This window comes from Salegentibacter sp. UBA1130, from assembly GCF_002311535.1.
GTDB classification, from domain to species: Bacteria; Bacteroidota; Bacteroidia; order Flavobacteriales; family Flavobacteriaceae; genus Salegentibacter; species Salegentibacter agarivorans.
The window spans coordinates 123,082-138,249 of record NZ_DCAP01000020.1 but is presented as its reverse complement, the minus strand read 5'-3'; the positions used below and the strand labels follow the sequence as shown (position 1 = coordinate 138,249).

Here is a 15,168-nt window from a genome sequence, read left to right as displayed (position 1 = left end):
AGTTACCAAATTCGGTTTGTTTAAGCAAGACTTAAATTTAACTATCCAGTTTGTGTTTTTTGGTTTTTTAATTAGTCAACCTATGGCAAGTACAACCGGGAGCGGTAAAGCTCTGGGTGCTTTCGTGCCACGGGAAAGCTGCATTGTATTTGTTGTCTTCCCAATAGAATTCACCGCGTTCTTTCGGGTTATTTCCAATTTCGTTCATCGTTTCAGCATCATATAATCTGCCGTTTACCATCGTGTAAATAACCGATTCAGAATTACGAATATCTTCTAATGGGTTTTCTTCCATAACAATCAGGTCGGCTAGTTTTCCTTCTTCTAAAGATCCAATTTCGCTACCCATTCCAATATATTCGGCACCGTTAATTGTAGCTGCCTGTAAAGCTTCCATATTGGTCATTCCGCCCATTTGCAGTAACCAAAGTTCCCAGTGAGCGCCAAGTCCCTGTAGCTGTCCGTGTGCACCAAGGTTTACCTTTACGCCAATATCAGAAAGTTCTTTGGCGGTTTCTGAAACCAAAATAGGTCCGTTTTTATATTCTTCTTCAGGAAGTTTGGTACGATGTCTTGATCTGGAATCTACAATTTGTCGCGGTGTGAAATTGAGCAAACGTTCATTTTCCCAAACGTTATCTTTTTGATAGAAGTAATACTCACCGTTTATTCCGCCATAATTTACAATCAGTGTTGGCGTATAGCCAGTATTGCTGTTTCCCCAAAGCGTTTTTACATCTTTATAAACCGGAACCACGGGAATATTATGTTCTATCCCGGTATGCCCGTCTACAATCATATTCATATTATGTAAGAAGGTGCTTCCGCCTTCGGGAACCACATTCATCTCCAGTTCTTTTGCCGCCTGCATTATTTGCTGGCGCTGTTCACGGCGAGGTTGGTTATAACTTTTTACCGAAGTCGCACCAAAGGCTTTCGTTCTCCTTAAAGCCGATTTAGCATCTTCCAGGCTATTAATTACTGCTTTAAAATCGCCTTCAGCACCGTAAAGAATAATTCCTGTTGAATAAATTCGTGGGCCTACCATTTCACCGGCTTTTACCATTTCAGCCATACTAAAAATGCTTTCACTTAAAGCCGAAGGATCGTGCACGGTGGTAACTCCAAATGCCATATTTGCATATAAAGGCCAGTGCTTTTCTGGCGTTAAGCCATATCTAAAAGCGCCAATATGCGCGTGGGCATCAACAATTCCAGGCATTATTGTTTTTCCTTCCAGGTCATAAACTTTCGCATTATTCGGAATATTTACTTCGGAAGTTTCACCTACAGAAACAATTTTATTTTCTTTAATTACAATGCTTCCATTTTCAATAACCTTATCACCATTCATAGTAATAATCCTGGCGTTGGTAAAAGCAATTTGCCCTTCCGGAATATCGGTTTTTAGTTTAAGTCCGATTTTGGTTCCTTCCTCGGTAATATCAGGAATAGAATCAGGAGAACTCTCCAGGAAAGTAAAACGCTCTGAAACTTTATTAGTGAAATATTCGTCACCTAAAGTCCAGTGTACATTTTGGCTGTTGTTCGACCAGTGCAGGTTCATCCCCGCATCTTTAGTGATTTGTGTTACCGGGATAGTTTTGGTGTTATTGTCTAAATCCAATGGTCGCCCCGTCATAGTAAGCGGTGCCAAATAAGCCTGGTGCAAATGACTAAAAACAACCCATTTATTATCTGGGCTTGGCACTAATCTATTGGCGTGTTTTGAATTGATATGCGTACGCTCGTCGTTTCCGCTTAGATCAATACTTTTTAAACTTTTTTCCAGACTGCCCATAAGCGCGCCACCGGTTTGAAAGAAAATTCGGGAATCGTCTTTACTGAATATTGGGAAATCTCCGGAATCATAGATCTTCTTTTTATTTTCTCCGGAAGCACTAATCGTATAAATACCCGGTTCTTTACTAAAAGTTTGTCCCTGGTCACTGTTACCGCGCTCCTTTACAAAAACGATTTGTTCGCCATCGTTGGAAAAAGCAGGGTTTCTATAAATACCTTTTTCTGAAGTGAGTTTTTGCGGATTTCTACCACTCAAATCTACTTTCATTAAAGCGCCCATTTTGGAGTCACTCCAGGTAACGTAAACGATCTCTTTTCCGTCAGGAGAAAAAGCGGGCTCAAATTCAAAATTTTCGCCGTTGGTGATTCGCTGAGGTTTTCCGTTTGGTAAGGATTTTTTCCATAAATAACCTACCGCGTTAAAAACAAGGGTTTTCCCATCTGGCGAAGTTACCGCGTGACGAATCACTTTAGGATTAAATTCTTCCGAAAATACCTGGTGTTCGCTTCTATGGGTTTCTGCAATCTCTATGGTGTTTTCAACTTCAAAAGGAATAATTTCAGAGGAATAATCTTCAATATTTACTTTATTGATCTTTCCTTCACTCCAAAAAACGATTTCTTCTCCCGAAGGCATCCAGCTAAATCCGGGATAAACCCCGAAAATCGCCCAGGCCTCCTGTTGGTCTTTACTCAATTTATCATAAACCGGCCATTCTTCGCCGGTTTCCAGGTCGTGAATAAATAAAACCGATTTTGTTCTCACTCTTTTTATAAAAGCAAGCTTCTTCCCATCAGGTGAAACTTGTGGTCTTGCTGCTCCGCCGGGACCACCTGTAATAGTAGTGTTTTCACCGGTTTCAAAATCGTATCTTTTTATAACATAGATTTGCTTGTTAGGATCTTTATTGTACTGAAACATTCCGCCAGGGTACATATCTTCGCTGTAATAAAGGTAGCGCCCATCTGGAGAAATGCTGGGTTCGTTTACATCCTGTTGGTCGTTTTTACGTTCGGTAAGTTGTAAACCTCCTTCGCCACCAATGTGGTATAGCCACATTTCTCCGGCCCCAAGAGAACGGCCAGAAGTAAAATGTTTCCTGGCTACAATGGCATTTCCGTCTGGAGTCCAAACCGCATTGTTTAGCAATCTAAAATTTTCTTTAGTAAGTTGGCTGGCATTTTCTCCATCGGCATCCATAATCCAAATGTTATCGCCTCCACCGGCATCGCTGGTAAAAGAGATCTTAGAACCATTTGGGCTAAATCGCGGCTGAACTTCATAAGCCATTCCGCTTCTTAAAAGTGTTGCTTTTCCACCACTAACTGGCATTTTATAGATATCACCTAAAAGATCGAAAACTATGGTTTTTCCGTCGGGAGAGACATCAAGATTCATCCAGGTGCCTTCATCAGTTTTAAGCGGAACTTCTTTAATGTTCCAGTCATCAGAATAAGGATCATTTACGTCCCATTTCTTTTCTTCTTCTTTTTCTTGTGAAAATAGGTTTGGAGCGGCCAATAAAATAAATAAGGCCGGGAGGAATTTTTTAAACATAGTGTGATTTTTTAACGAGGCTAAATATACTATGAAAAGCTCAAAAGCTCTAATTGCATTAAGGGATTTAATATTTGGAGATTATTTTATCTAATTCCGTCTTTTAAGTAAGTTTGATTTAAGATTTTCTAAACTTTAATTCTTGAAAAATGAATAAAAATAGACCTGAAGTGTGGTTACGGGGAAAAATTCCTGATGTTCCAGATTTACTACAACCTGCTGCGCACGCTCTCTTGCAATCGGCGGAAGAAGTGGAGAAATATATGATCGATTTTCCTGAAGAATTGCTTTGGAAAAAGCCTGCAGGAAGAGCTTCGGTTGGATTTCATTTACAGCATTTAACCGGAGTAACCGATAGAATGCTAACCTATGCTAAAGCCAAAAAATTATCTGAATCTCAATTTCGGTATTTAAAAGATGAAGGAAAACCAAATGACGATATTTCTGTAGAATTTCTTGTTCAGAAATTTCAGGAAAAAGTAAATGAAGCAATCGATTTTCTTAAAAATACACCTGAAAATATTTTAACCGAATATAGACCGGTAGGAAGAAAGGAACTGCCTTCAACGATAATCGGATTGCTTTTTCACGCTGCAGAACATAGTCAGCGACACGTGGGGCAACTTTTGGTAACGGTGAGTGTTTTGAAAGATAGTTCAGATTCGTTACAGTCCTAAATAATATATACTTGTTCTTTTTCCATTGATAAAAAAGAACCAAAAAATCTAGGCTTACGAAACTGTATCTAAATTTATCGTTCGTCACCTAAATTTTAGGAACTCGCAAGAGGAATTAAAGTAAATTAAGGAATTCATTTAGCTCAAACAGCCTAAAATTTTACGGTGCCATCACTTCAAATTTCACGATAAATTTTCGGTATGCCGCTATTGATTCGGCATTTTAATTTTCTACAAGGTTTAGCAAGCCTTGTAGGTCTTTGGTTAATTAGAAATTATACCTGCGAGGTATAAAAAACTCGCAGAAAAAGCAATTCAATGATGATTAAAAAGGCAAATTACTTAAATCTACATTCCCACCGGAGATAATAATTCCAACTTTTTTATTTCGAAATTTCTCTTTTTCGCGTAAAATCGCAGCAAAAGCCACCGCACTGGAAGGTTCTACTACAATTTTCATACGTTCCCAGATGAGTTTCATAGCATTGATAATTTCCTCCTCTTCAACTCGTATAATTTCAGAAACAAACTTTTGAATTATAGGGAAATTCTTATCTCCAAGCTGGGTTTTTAATCCATCGGCAATTGTATTGGTGCTGGAATTGGTTTCGATTTTTCCAGTTTTCAGAGATCGATAAGCATCGTCAACTTCAAAAGGTTCGGCACCAATGGTTTTGCATTTTTTAGTATAAAAATCTACTGCCAGCGCGGTTCCGGCTATAAGTCCACCGCCACCAACGGGTGTAATAATTATATCCAGATCAGGAAAATCTTCAAGGAGTTCTTTTGCCCCGGTTCCCTGGCCATAAATTACATTCAGGTCATTTGAAGGATGAAGAAAAGTAGCACCGGTTTCTTTTTGAATCTTTTCGGCCGCGGTTTCGCGAGCTTTTATGTTGGGTTCACACTCGGTAATCTGGCCGCCGTAAGTTTTTACCGCATCTTTTTTAACCTGTGGAGCCGAAGAAGGCATCACGATATAAGCCGGGATTCCCAAATTTTTAGCCGATAACGAAACTGCCTGCGCAAAGTTACCAGACGAATGTGTTACCACGCCTTTCGCTCGTTCCTTTTTGCTTAAAGCCAGGATTGCAGCGGTTGCACCTCGCATTTTAAAAGCACCCATTTTCTGAAAATTCTCACACTTAAAGTAAATTTCAGTTTTGGCTAATTTGTTTAATAAATCTGAAGTTAATACCGGGGTGCGGTGTGTGTATGGTGAAATTTCTAAATGTAGTTTGGTAAAATCTTCTTTACTGATCATTGTGACTTATTTCAATCAATAAAATTAAAAGAAATTAATTCAGTAAAAAAGTATAATCCAGCTGAGTAATCTATCCTGAAGTGATTTAATAAAAAATTTAGTGCTTAATTTCAGAAGCAAGATTTTGAATTATAGAGAAAATTATTTTTCTTCTTCAATAGGAATGGACAGCACAGGGATTTCGGCATTTTTAAACAATTCTACCGAAACACTTTCGGCAAAAAGATTATAGAAGAAACTGTGTTTGTGGGTACCTACAATTAGAATATCGGCTTTAAGCTTTTTGGCTTCCTGCAATACGGTTTCCACAGTAGAGCCCTGAATTAAAAGCGCATCAGATTCTATATTTTTATCAATAAACATATCGCGAATTTGCTGTAATTCTTTGTGCTCGTCTCTTAATTCATCGGCTCGCATATCTCTAATATATTGCGGGCCGGCATCAAAACCGGCAAAATCGGGATCTGGGGCGGCTACGTGAACCACCCAGATCTTAGCCCCGAATTTTTCTGCTATACTTTCAGCGTATGCCATAAGTTCTCCAACGGCATCATTAAAATCTACTGCAACCAAAATGTTTTTGAAAGTTTTCATACGCTGATATTTTAATTAATAACCTCTATCTCGTTCTACCACGTTCTTAAGTTCTTCTTCATCCTGCAATCTTTCATAATTCTCAATAATTTGCGGCACTACAGAGTTTGGATGAGTAACGCTGGCAATATGCGGTGTTATCCTTATTTTTGGATGTTTCCAAAATGGATGCTCGTCTCTTATTGGCTCTTCCCAAAATACATCTAATGCCGCACCAGAAAGATGGCCATCGTCTACTTTTGCCAGTAAATCCTGCTCCACTAAATGTTCACCACGGGCAACATTAATTACGTATGCGCCTTTGGGTAATTTTTCGAATAATTCTTTATTGAGTATTTTTTCGGTATCGGGAGTTAAAGGAAGCATATTTACCAGGATATCAGACTGCTCCAAAAACTCATCAAATTCATCTTCTCCGGCAAAGCTTTCTACGTTTTCAAATTCTTTTTTATGCCTGGAAAATCCTATTACCTGGAAGCCATTTTTTAATAAATTATTGGCCACGCTTTGCCCAAGGTTACCTATCCCCAAGATCCCAACTTTTACATCGTTATTGCGAGTATAAGAAACAGGTTCCCATTTTTCGTTTATTTGGCTTTCCCTGTAATGGAGTAAATTTCTTTGGTGCGCAAGAATAAGGGTAAGTACAAAGGTTCCCATATCTTGTTCCAGCCGATCGTCTACCACTTTAGTGATTTTTATATTTTCGGGAAGTTCCTGATCGCTGGTAATATGATCTACCCCGGCGCCCATAGAAGCAACGACTTTTAAATTGGGATAATTTTGAAAGATTCCACGGGGATGATTCCAGGTTAAGGCAAATTCTACCTCTTCTTTATCGTGATCTTCTGGATACACGTAAATATTTAAACCCGGATGTTGATTTTTTAAAGCTTCAACCCAAGCTTTCGGGTCTTTACCCGGACTAACAATTAATAATGACATTCTATTCTTTATTTTTGAATGGTTAATATTTAACTTACAAAAGCACTGTATCCCGTAATGGCACGGCCTACAATTAGCGAATTAATTTCTTTTGTTCCTTCGTAACTATAAATGGCTTCGGCATCGGCTACAAAACGGGCAACATCGTGTTCTAGTAGAATACCATTGCCGCCCATAACTTCGCGGGCACGGCTTACCACATCCCTGGTACGCATACTACAAAAAACCTTCGCCAAAGATGCGTGTTCATCTGTTAGTAAGTCGGCATCCTGCATTTCAGAAAGCCTAAAAACCAGTGTTTGCATTGCGGTAAGATTGGAAACCATTTCTACTAAATGATTTTGAATTAACTGGTAAGAAGCAATTGGTCTCCCAAACTGTTCTCTTTTCCTGGTGTATTTTAAAGCGCTTTCATACGCGCCCCGGGCGCAACCAACCGCCTGCCAGGCTACTCCAGCACGAGTCATTCTAAGTACTTTTGCAGTATCTTTAAAGGAATCTGCTTTTTGTAACCTGTCACTTTCGGGTATTACACAATCGGTTAAAGTTATAATGGCATTCTGCACAATTCGCAAGGCCATTTTATCTTCCATTTTTTCTGCTTTATAACCAGGATTTCCTTTTCTTACCAGGAATCCTTTAACCTGGTTGCTGTCTACATCCCGCGCCCAAATAATAATTACATCAGCAAAAGTGGCGTTCCCAATCCATTTTTTCTGTCCGTTTAAAATCCAGTTTTCACCGTCAAACTTGCATGTAGTTTCAAGTCCGCCGGCCACACCAGAGCCAACATTGGGTTCTGTTAATCCAAAGGCACCAATAGCATCTAATTTTTGCATCTTCGGAAGCCATTCCTGCTTTTGTTCTTCACTTCCGCATAGGTAGATAGATCCCATTGCCAGGCCGCTATGTACGCCGAAAAAAGTTGAAATAGAAACATCTACACGTGCAATTTCCTGTGCTATAATACCTTCCATTAAAAAAGGAAGATTTGGGCAGCCATAACCTTCGTAAGGCACACCGGTAATATTTAGTTTCTTGAATTTCTCAATAATTTCGTGAGGAAATTTAGCACGATTCCAATGGTCGTTTACCAACGGCCTAACTTCATCTTCCATAAAATTTCGCACCTCCATTTGGAGCTTGCGCTGCTCCTCGGTAAGTTTAAGGTCTAAATTGTAAAAATCGCCGGTAATGGGAGGAAGGTCACTCTGGCCTTTTTTCTGCTTGGTTTTTAACATTTTCATCAAACCCTTGAGTTGACGCTCATCTAACTGGCCTAAACTTTTCATCGCTTCTGAAAGGTCTATCTGCTTATTAATTTTCGCTAATTGATCCATATCAACCGACTTTAATAGGTTGATGGTGTTTCTTACTTTTCTAAAAACGGACATAAGGTGTTTGATTGGTGGAATTCTAAAATTAGGAATTAAAACTGCGTCCGGTTGTTAAAGCTTTCCGAAGAAAACGTCAAAAAAAATACCGCTGAATGCAGCGGTATTTAAGTAATAATTATGGCTTAGAATTTAGAGACTAAAGGCTTCCTTCACCTTGTCTACATAATCCAGTTTTTCCCAGGTAAAAAGTTCTACTTCCTTTTTTACTTCCCCAGAATATGGACTTTTAAAGATTTTAGTGACCGTTCTTGGTTCTTTCCCCATATGCCCGTAAGCAGCAGTTTCACGATAGATAGGACTCCTAAGTTTTAGACGATTTTCTATGGCCCAGGGGCGCATATCAAATATCTGGGCTACTTTTTTTGCAATTTCCCCATCCTTCATATCCACTTTGGAAGTACCATAAGTTTCTACTGAAATTGAAGTAGGTTCTACCACCCCAATCGCATAAGAAACCTGTACTAAAACTTCGTCTGCAAGCCCGGCGGCAACCAGGTTTTTGGCAACGTGACGCGATGCATAAGCAGCCGATCGGTCGACTTTACTTGGGTCTTTTCCCGAGAATGCACCACCACCGTGCGCGCCTTTTCCGCCGTAGGTGTCTACAATAATTTTTCTTCCGGTAAGTCCCGCGTCCCCGTGAGGCCCCCCAATAACAAACTTTCCGGTAGGATTTATATGATAAGTAATATCATCATTAAAAAGTTTCTGAACATAATCTGGTAATTGTTGTTTTACCCGCGGAATAAGAATTTCAAGAATATCTTTCTTGATCTTTTTCAACATAGCATCATCATCTTCATCAAAATCGTCGTGCTGGGTAGAAACCACAATAGCCACAATTTTTTGCGGCACATTATCGTCACTATATTCTATAGTAACCTGGCTTTTAGAATCGGGACGTAAGTAGGGGATATCTTTGCCTTCGCGTCTTAATTTTGCCAGCTCAATAAGAATTTTGTGAGAAATATCTAAAGCCAGCGGCATATAGTTTTCGGTTTCGTTGGTGGCGTAACCAAACATCATTCCCTGGTCTCCGGCGCCCTGTTCCTCCTTATTTTCACGATCTACACCCTGGTAAATTTCCTGGGATTGTTCGTGGATTAAAGAGATTACGCCACAAGAATCACCACTAAATTTGTATGCTCCTTTAGTATAACCAATATCATTAATTACTTCCCGGGCAATGTTTTGAACGTCTAAATAAGTGTCGCTTCTTACTTCACCGGCAAGCACCACCTGGCCGGTAGTTACTAAAGTTTCGCAGGCGACTTTAGAATTTTCATCAAAAGCAAGGAAATTATCGAGTAAGGTATCGCTAATCTGATCGGCGATTTTATCGGGGTGTCCTTCAGAAACACTTTCTGAAGTAAATAAATAAGCCATATTTTTAATTTATTTTAAAAAATACGGGTTGAATTTGACGAAAAGCTAAGGGAGTAGTGATACTGCTTTAGCATTTTTCTTATACTTTAAAAAGCATAAAAGGGTTGCAATCAGTCAAATCCTTCCCTTTAATAATTCGGTTACAAATGTATAAAAATAACCCAAACTCATACTTTCTTTAACTTTCTTTTTTATAGGGTTGAAGACTTTAAAATTTCGACTTCAATTTATAGCGTATAAAATTATAGTTTTATACTATTGAAATATAGCTAATTAGGTTTGTGTTTTAGATAAAAATAGATAATAAATAATTTTACAGCCATTAAATTATTGATTAATCAGTTTAAAGGAATAAAAATTTATTTTTCGTAAAAGTGAAGTTTGGATTTGGTTATTAAAAATTTCTGCCCTTATCTTTGTAACCAACAAAACAACGAAATGTACCAGATAATTTGCAATATGATGCGTATGATGATGTGGAAAACTTCCGCAGCGCGCTCAATTGCTTAATTCTGAAAAGAGATAAATTGCAAAAAGCCGCTGCCAATCGCAGCGGCTTTTTTTTATTTAAAACTTAGTCATTTCCGCGGAGGCGGAAATCCAGATTAAGAAAATAGGTTAGTAAAAATTAGATTCCCATCGGTATGGGAATTACAAAAACAAATATGATGATTAAGGCAATAAATAAAATGATGATGCGCATTATGATGATGTGTATGTGTATGCAACACATGAATTGCTATTGCCAAAACCGAATGTAACTTAGTTTGTTTAGAGTTCAATTAAAAGGTCCCCTTGGTAATAGCTACTTAAGGGGACTTTTTTATTTAAAACACCGTCATTTCCGTGAAGGCGGAAATCCATAACAAAAACATAATTAAGCTTTCAAAATAGAAGCAAAACTTTAAAAAATTAGAAATTATGAGTACTCAAAAATTTTCAACAAACGCATTACACGCAGGTCACGATACAAAAAAAAACGGAGGAACAAGGGCAGTACCAATTTACCAAACAACTTCTTATGTTTTTAATAATTCAGATCACGCTGCCAATCTCTTTTCCCTGGCAGAACCCGGTTATATCTACACCCGATTAAATAATCCTACTAACGATATTTTAGAACAACGTCTTGCAGCACTGGAAGGCGGGATAGCAGCTGTAGTTACAGCTTCAGGCACAGCTGCAATTAATACCACGCTTTTAACGCTTTTAAAATCTGGAGATCATATTGTAGCATCCAGTAGTTTATATGGAGGAACTTATAATCTACTAAGTGTAACTTTACCAAGATTTGGAATTACAACCACCTTTGTAGACCCTGAATATCCAGAAAATTTTAAAAAGGCTGCAAAAGAAAACACGCGTGCCATTTTTGTAGAATCGCTTGGAAACCCGAAGCTTGATGTTCTGGACCTTAAAGCAATTTCTGCTGAAGCCAACGCGCTCAAGGTTCCATTTATAGTAGATAATACCGTGGCTACACCTTCTTTGCTAAAACCTATAGAGCACGGCGCCGATATTGTAATTGAATCGCTTACCAAATATATTAGCGGTAACGGAACTTCACTTGGAGGTGCCATTATAGACGCCGGTAATTTTAACTGGGCAAATGGGAAATTCCCCGAATTCACTGAACCTTCACCGGGTTATCACGGGCTAGTTTACCACGAAGCCTTAAAAGAAGCCGCATTTATTGCAAAAGTGAGAATTGAAGGGCTTCGAGATCACGGCGCGGCTTTAAGTCCGTACAATGCTTTTCAGATTTTACAGGGTTTAGAAACTCTTGAAATAAGGATAAAGCAGCATAGTCAAAATGCTTTGGAACTGGCCACCTGGCTGGAGCAGCAAAAAGAAGTAAAATGGGTAAACTACCCTGGGCTGGAGAGCAGTAAATACAATAAACTCGCTAAAGAGTATCTTTCTAAAGGGCAAAGCGGCGTAGTGACTTTTGGAGTTGAAGGAGGCTTTGAATCGGCTAAAGTTGTAGCCGATGAAACCAAACTTTTCTCCCTCGTTGCCAATATTGGAGATACGAAATCACTAATTATTCATCCGGCAAGTACTACACACCAGCAACTGGACGAAAAACAACAGGCTACTGCTGGAGTTACACAAGACCTTATTCGTATATCGGTTGGGCTGGAAGATGTTGAAGATTTAAAAACAGATTTAAAAGAAGCTTTTGCTAAAATTGAGAAAAAAGCTCTGGTATAATTTATTGTTGGTGGAAAGGCAAAGGAAAAAGCAGCCAGGTTAAGTCTTTTTCCTTTTGCTCTTTCTAAATCAAAAAACGAAAAAAATGCTTCAGGAACTCTGTTTAAAAGATTTTGAAAATTCCGCGGGAACGGTTCAGGATATTTATTTGAGCTTTCAGCAATTTGGGAAAAACCCAGAAACGGCGCCGGTGGTTTTAATAAATCATGCGCTTACGGGTAACTCTCAAATTACGGGAAAGCTTGGCTGGTGGACCAAAATTGTGGGGCCTCAAAAATGTATTGATACCGAAAAATTCAGCATTCTGGCTTTTAATATTCCGGGTAATGGTTTCAACGGAAAAAAAGAACATTTAATTGAAAATTATAAAGAATTTACGCTTAGAGATATTGCAAGAATCCAGGTTTTAGCACTTCAGCAATTAAAAATTGAGAAACTTTTTGCCATAATTGGAGGCTCAATAGGCGGCGCACTCGCCTGGGAACTGGCCGCTTTAAAACCTGATCTAGCTGAAAATATTATTCCTATTGCCACAGATTATAAAGCCACAGATTGGGTTTTGGCAAACTGTAAAGTGCAGGAGCAAATTCTTAATAACTCTAAAGAGCCGGTGAAAGATGCAAGAATGCATGCAATGACCTTTTATCGTACTCCGCAATCTTTAAGTAAGAAATTTAACAGAACAAAAGAAGAAATAAAACCTTGCTATAAAGTAGAAGGCTGGTTGCAATATCATGGTGTTAAACTGGAAGAACGTTTTCAACTCGCTTCCTATAAATTTATGAACCACTTGCTAACTACTATAGACATTAGCAAAGGCAGCGGTAATTACCTGGAAGTCGCAAAGAAAATTGAGGGAAATATTCATATTGTAACAGTGAATTCTGACTGGTTTTTCCTGGCCGATGAGAATTGGGAAACTTATGTAAACCTTTCCCTGATTAAAAATAATGTAAGTATTCACGAAATAAGATCAATTCACGGGCACGATGCTTTTTTAATAGAAGCCTCGCAACTGTCCAGATTTTTAAAACCCGTATTTAAAACCAACAATATAAAAAATGAAAAAAGTGAACATCATCTTGTTTGGAATAGGTAATGTAGGAAGTACCTTAATTCAGCAATTACTCGACGCAAAAAAACAATGGGAAAAGCATTCGGGGGTTTCTGTAAATATTCCTGTGATTGCCAATTCAAAAAAAGCGCTTTTTAATGCTGAAGGTATTTCAGAAAACTGGAAAAAAGATTTTAAAAAATCTTCCGAAAAGTACAAACTGGAAGATATCCTGGATTTCACCAAAGAAAATGACCTGGAACATCTTATAGCAATAGATGCCACGGCCAGCAAGGAATTTGTTGAAATTTATATTCGGTTAATACAAAATGGCTTTAACCTGGTAGCCGCCAATAAAGTTGCGAACACACTTTCTGCCGATTTCTACAACAAATTACGAAAAGAATTAGATTACCACGGCAAGTATTTTTATTATGAAACCAATGTGGGCGCAGGATTGCCAATTGTACAAACCGTACAGGGCTTGCACCAGGCGGGAGAAAAGGTTACCAAAATTCGAGGGGTCTTTTCCGGTTCGCTGAGCTTCATTTTTAATACTTATTCTGAAAATAAAGAGAAGTTTTCTGATGTATTGCGAAAAGCCGGAAGATTGGGATATACCGAGCCTGATGCCCGCGAAGATCTTTCAGGAAATGATGTGGGAAGAAAATTATTGATTCTGGCTCGTGAGCTTCAGTTAGAAAAAGAATTTCAGGAGATTAAAATTCAATCTTTAATTCCCGAAAAATTAAACGGACAAACTTCCGCAGAAGAATTTCAGCGAAGAATAGGGGAGCTGGATGAAATATTTTTTCAGCATAAAAAGGAACAAAACAAAGATCATGTGCTACGATACATTGGGGAAATTGAAGTAGAGAGCGCCAACCTGGAGGCAAAACTTATTTCTGAACCAAAAAGTACCGCTCTGGGTCAAATTAAAGGCGCCGATAATATTTTTGAAATTTATACCGAGTCTTATGGCGACCAGCCACTGGTAATCCAGGGAGCCGGCGCAGGAGCAGCGGTAACCGCTCGCGGTGTAGTTAGCGATGTGCTTAGATTATCGCAAAGACTTAATTAAAAATCCAACAAAACCAACAATTATGCATTTTGAAACCGAAGCCATTAGAACACAAAACGAACGTACACAGTTCCAGGAGCATTCTACGCCCCTGTACCTAACGTCCAGTTATGTTTTTGATGATGCCGAAGATATGAGAGCTTCATTTTCTGAAGAAAAGGAACGCAATATTTACAGTCGATTTACCAATCCCAATACTTCAGAATTTACTGAGAAAATAGCGAAGATGGAAGGGGCAGAGGCAGGTTTTGCTTTTGCAACGGGAATGAGTGCTGTTTTTTCAAGTTTGGCGGCTCTTTTAAATAGTGGAGATCATATTATTTCGGCAAGATCGGTTTTTGGTTCTACGCATAGTTTGTTTACCAAGTTTTTTCCAAAATGGAATATTTCACATTCCTATTTTAATGTGAATGAAGTTGATAAAATTGAAAGTTTAATAAAGCCCGAAACCAAAATTATTTTTGCTGAAACACCTACTAATCCAGGTGTAGATGTATTGGATTTAGAAGTTTTGGGTGAAATAGCTAAAAAGCACAATCTTATATTAATTATAGATAATTGTTTTGCCACGCCCTGGCTTCAGAATCCTATAAAATTCGGGGCGCATTTGGTAATACATTCGGCTACAAAATTAATAGACGGTCAGGGCCGCGTTTTGGGTGGTGTAACAGTAGGAAATGCCGATTTAATAAGGGAAATATACCTGTTCTCAAGAAATACGGGACCGGCTTTGTCGCCTTTTAACGCCTGGGTACTTTCTAAAAGTTTGGAAACTTTAGCGGTACGTTTAGATAAACATTGTGAAAACGCAGAAAAAGTTGCTCTATTCCTGGAAACCGAAGCCAATGCTGAAAATGTGAAATACCCTTTTTTAAAGTCGCATCCGCAATATGAAATTGCTAAAAAACAGATGAAAAAAGGTGGGAATATTGTTTCATTTGAGATTAAAGGAGGGATTGAAGCGGGTAGAAAGTTTATAGATGCTATAAAACTTTGTTCAAGATCGGCAAATCTTGGCGATACACGCAGTATTGTTACGCATCCAGCATCTACAACACATAGTAAATTAAGTGAAGAAGACAGGTTAGAAGCCGGGATAAAGCCAGGATTGGTAAGAGTTTCAGTAGGATTGGAACATGCAGATGATGTAATAGCAGATTTAAAACAGGCTCTAAATTCAATTTAGTTATGGTAA

11 protein-coding genes are annotated in these 15,168 nt (G+C 38.5%); 5 read left to right on the top strand and 6 right to left on the bottom strand.

What is annotated here, in order from left to right:
- Positions 1 to 67 precede the first annotated feature (67 nt).
- On the bottom strand, positions 68 to 3,361 hold the full coding sequence (locus B4F31_RS06045) for an amidohydrolase family protein (RefSeq protein ID WP_286760889.1): 3,294 nt from the start codon (positions 3,359 to 3,361) through the stop codon (positions 68 to 70).
- A 149-nt stretch (positions 3,362 to 3,510) separates the two neighbouring features.
- Between B4F31_RS06045 and B4F31_RS06040 the strand changes: the two genes are divergently transcribed.
- A complete protein-coding gene (locus B4F31_RS06040; protein ID WP_286760888.1) occupies positions 3,511 to 4,038 on the top strand; it encodes a DinB family protein in 528 nt (175 codons plus the stop codon).
- A gap of 325 nt (positions 4,039 to 4,363) precedes the next feature.
- On the opposite strand, the gene B4F31_RS06035 is transcribed toward B4F31_RS06040, so the two are convergent.
- The 5 genes from B4F31_RS06035 to metK all read right to left on the bottom strand — a co-directional run bounded on the left by B4F31_RS06035 (position 4,364) and on the right by metK (position 9,624).
- Positions 4,364 to 5,302, bottom strand: coding sequence for a pyridoxal-phosphate dependent enzyme (locus tag B4F31_RS06035; RefSeq protein ID WP_093302829.1), 939 nt, complete (start codon positions 5,300 to 5,302; stop codon positions 4,364 to 4,366).
- Between the two features lie 141 nt (positions 5,303 to 5,443).
- The gene (locus B4F31_RS06030) at positions 5,444 to 5,896 is read right to left on the bottom strand and encodes a universal stress protein (protein WP_075324812.1); all 453 of its coding nucleotides are present in this window, start codon (positions 5,894 to 5,896) and stop codon (positions 5,444 to 5,446) included.
- Between the two features lie 15 nt (positions 5,897 to 5,911).
- Positions 5,912 to 6,841 (bottom strand): 2-hydroxyacid dehydrogenase, encoded by a 930-nt coding sequence (locus B4F31_RS06025; RefSeq protein WP_075324811.1) that lies wholly within the window; start codon positions 6,839 to 6,841, stop codon positions 5,912 to 5,914.
- A 29-nt stretch (positions 6,842 to 6,870) separates the two neighbouring features.
- Positions 6,871 to 8,235, bottom strand: coding sequence for an acyl-CoA dehydrogenase family protein (locus B4F31_RS06020; protein WP_075324810.1), 1,365 nt, complete (start codon positions 8,233 to 8,235; stop codon positions 6,871 to 6,873).
- A gap of 132 nt (positions 8,236 to 8,367) precedes the next feature.
- Positions 8,368 to 9,624 (bottom strand): methionine adenosyltransferase, encoded by a 1,257-nt coding sequence (metK, locus tag B4F31_RS06015; protein WP_075324809.1) that lies wholly within the window; start codon positions 9,622 to 9,624, stop codon positions 8,368 to 8,370.
- A gap of 921 nt (positions 9,625 to 10,545) precedes the next feature.
- Between metK and B4F31_RS06010 the strand changes: the two genes are divergently transcribed.
- From B4F31_RS06010 to B4F31_RS05995, 4 genes are all read left to right on the top strand, one after another.
- The gene (locus B4F31_RS06010; protein ID WP_075324808.1) at positions 10,546 to 11,838 is read left to right on the top strand and encodes an O-acetylhomoserine aminocarboxypropyltransferase/cysteine synthase family protein; all 1,293 of its coding nucleotides are present in this window, start codon (positions 10,546 to 10,548) and stop codon (positions 11,836 to 11,838) included.
- An 85-nt stretch (positions 11,839 to 11,923) separates the two neighbouring features.
- Positions 11,924 to 12,937, top strand: coding sequence for an alpha/beta fold hydrolase (locus tag B4F31_RS06005; RefSeq protein ID WP_075324807.1), 1,014 nt, complete (start codon positions 11,924 to 11,926; stop codon positions 12,935 to 12,937).
- Positions 12,900 to 13,973 carry an aspartate kinase gene (locus tag B4F31_RS06000; RefSeq protein WP_075324806.1) on the top strand — a complete coding sequence of 358 codons (1,074 nt, stop codon included), beginning with the start codon at positions 12,900 to 12,902 and terminating at the stop codon, positions 13,971 to 13,973. The genes B4F31_RS06005 and B4F31_RS06000 overlap by 38 nt, the downstream gene beginning before the upstream one ends.
- Positions 13,974 to 13,995: 22 nt before the next feature.
- Positions 13,996 to 15,159 carry a trans-sulfuration enzyme family protein gene (locus tag B4F31_RS05995; RefSeq protein WP_075327843.1) on the top strand — a complete coding sequence of 388 codons (1,164 nt, stop codon included), beginning with the start codon at positions 13,996 to 13,998 and terminating at the stop codon, positions 15,157 to 15,159.
- Positions 15,160 to 15,168: the final 9 nt, after the last annotated feature.

Excerpts from the sequence above, each read along its gene's own strand:
- B4F31_RS06020 (WP_075324810.1), bottom strand. The coding sequence starts at position 8,235 with ATGTCCGTTTTTAGAAAAGTAAGAAACACCATCAACCTATTAAAGTCG.
- B4F31_RS05995 (WP_075327843.1), top strand. The coding sequence starts at position 13,996 with ATGCATTTTGAAACCGAAGCCATTAGAACACAAAACGAACGTACACAG.
- metK (WP_075324809.1), bottom strand. The coding sequence starts at position 9,624 with ATGGCTTATTTATTTACTTCAGAAAGTGTTTCTGAAGGACACCCCGAT.
- B4F31_RS06025 (WP_075324811.1), bottom strand. The coding sequence starts at position 6,841 with ATGTCATTATTAATTGTTAGTCCGGGTAAAGACCCGAAAGCTTGGGTT.
- B4F31_RS06040 (WP_286760888.1), top strand. The coding sequence starts at position 3,511 with ATGAATAAAAATAGACCTGAAGTGTGGTTACGGGGAAAAATTCCTGAT.
- B4F31_RS06005 (WP_075324807.1), top strand. The coding sequence starts at position 11,924 with ATGCTTCAGGAACTCTGTTTAAAAGATTTTGAAAATTCCGCGGGAACG.
- B4F31_RS06010 (WP_075324808.1), top strand. The coding sequence starts at position 10,546 with ATGAGTACTCAAAAATTTTCAACAAACGCATTACACGCAGGTCACGAT.
- B4F31_RS06030 (WP_075324812.1), bottom strand. The coding sequence starts at position 5,896 with ATGAAAACTTTCAAAAACATTTTGGTTGCAGTAGATTTTAATGATGCC.
- B4F31_RS06035 (WP_093302829.1), bottom strand. The coding sequence starts at position 5,302 with ATGATCAGTAAAGAAGATTTTACCAAACTACATTTAGAAATTTCACCA.
- B4F31_RS06045 (WP_286760889.1), bottom strand. The coding sequence starts at position 3,361 with ATGTTTAAAAAATTCCTCCCGGCCTTATTTATTTTATTGGCCGCTCCA.
- B4F31_RS06000 (WP_075324806.1), top strand. The coding sequence starts at position 12,900 with ATGAAAAAAGTGAACATCATCTTGTTTGGAATAGGTAATGTAGGAAGT.